Genomic DNA, 1806 nt, shown 5'->3' on the forward strand with positions numbered 1-1806 from the left:
AGCTGTGTCTGTAAATATAAGAGTCCTTGTTGTTCAGAGGCAATAGACCAATCGCGAAAGCCAAATTTAGCGGGCTTATTCTGCTCAGCAGTAGAGCGTTGACTGGATTCCTCATCAATACGCTTCATCAATGATTCGATATAATCTTGAATCGCTGTGATACCAAGGCGCACTTCTATTTGCTGGTTTAACACCAAGCTGTAGCTGGACTTTTTAAGGTCTTGCTCTATGCCAGCCACATATTTATTCATGCTGGCGAAAAAGTTTGCTGATATTTGCAGCTTTTGTAATGCGTCGATAGGCTGATTATCAAAATTATGCTGATTTTCAAGAATAGCTAGCTGCTTAGAAAAATCATGTTTAATTTGATTAAATAAATTGTCCACCGCAATGAAGCAGTAATCGCCACTTTGACTATCTCGCTGGTTAAATGCGTTTAACTTCAGCTGTACTTGTTCGTTAGAGGTATCACTAAGATCGAGTAAACTTGGTCGACAGTCATGGTTTTCATTCAGAATCAGGTATTGCGAAGCATCAAGATAATCTATGTCTTCCGGCAATACTAATTGAATCTGGTTCAGCAGCTGTTGATCCAAATAAGCAATAAGCTGGGGCTGAAGACCGGTTGCTATATCACTTGAGTCAAAACACAGCAAAAGCTGATATTTTGTCCAGAGTTGTGCAATAGATCGAGGCGTCTTTTCAGTAACACATTTTCTAACGGCATTAAACTCATCAGGTTCATAATGTCGAAGTACCGTTGCGAGTTTATTAAACGTTTTAATAGAATGCGCACTGACTTTTGCTTTACTGGCGAACAATAGGCGTTGCTCAAGACACAATAATAAACAGAGATGGAAAGCTACCTGGTTAGCTTGCGCTTGCTGACGCTTATACTGAAAGTTATTGAGCGCATACAATTCGGCATAAATCTGTTTGTAACCGCTAATCAGGCCTTTAATAGAGGATTGGCTCAGTGATAATTGTTCTAGACGAGAGGTGTTTTTAGCATCAAAGGCTTTACGTTCAAAGCTTATGGCTAGCTGTTGGGCTTTAGCAAAGAAAAACGGTAAAAAAAGACTGAGCAAGCGCAAACGATCATTTGGTGAAAGCTTATACTTGGCGATAAGTAAAATATCTCTATCGCTATGCTTCAGAATTTGATTAAAGCTGGCGCCTTTTTGAGCAAGATATTTCTCAATATCTTTTTTGCTAGGTAAGTCGCCGAGCTCTTTTTTGCCTTTTTGCAGGCTGAACTTAAAATCTAAACTAATTTCTCTGTCCGGCAGCTCAGCGCCTAACATATCACTTAAATTATGCTTGGCTTTACTGGCAAACAATTTCGCCTTTGAACTTTCTGTATTGGTTTGATGCTGTTCAATTTGCGGCTCTGGCTTTGGTTTTTCAATGAAGGTTTTTTTTGCCACTGTTTGCAAGCGGTGACTATTATTTAAAACGTGTAATGAAGGCTTTCTCGAAGCTGATGGAATGACGCCAGATGGCGTAGATTCTTCAAAGTTGGCACTATCAGGGCTTGCTTCTCTTGTCTCGCTTGTCTTATTTGCTTCTGATGAAACAGCCGAATCTGCAGCAGCGCGAATAAAACTCGTTGACTGAAGATTGAGATATTGAAAATTCGAAGCTGGCTGTGCTGAGTGAGCTGACTGTTGATCTACATTGTGCTTTATGCCGGCCTTATCATTATGGCTAAACGGGGATGAGTCCTGCGTTGCAGCAGGTAGATCATCAGCAGGCAGCTCAGCATCGCTGGCAGCAATTAATTCGGCATCGGATGAAAACAAGGCA

Annotated in this window: 1 protein-coding gene and 1 pseudogene (1 of these 2 only partly in view); both read right to left on the reverse strand. The window is 40.8% G+C overall.

The window, feature by feature from the left end:
- A partial coding sequence (locus tag HRU21_12820; GenBank protein NRA43173.1) for a hypothetical protein occupies positions 1 to 1802 on the reverse strand: 1802 nt, incomplete at its 3' end.
- Positions 1759 to 1806 (reverse strand): annotated as a pseudogene (locus tag HRU21_12825) (hypothetical protein); it runs 492 nt beyond the window's last position. The gene HRU21_12820 and the pseudogene HRU21_12825, both read right to left, overlap by 44 nt.

The organism is Pseudomonadales bacterium (genome assembly GCA_013215025.1).
Lineage (GTDB): Bacteria > Pseudomonadota > Gammaproteobacteria > Pseudomonadales > DT-91 > DT-91.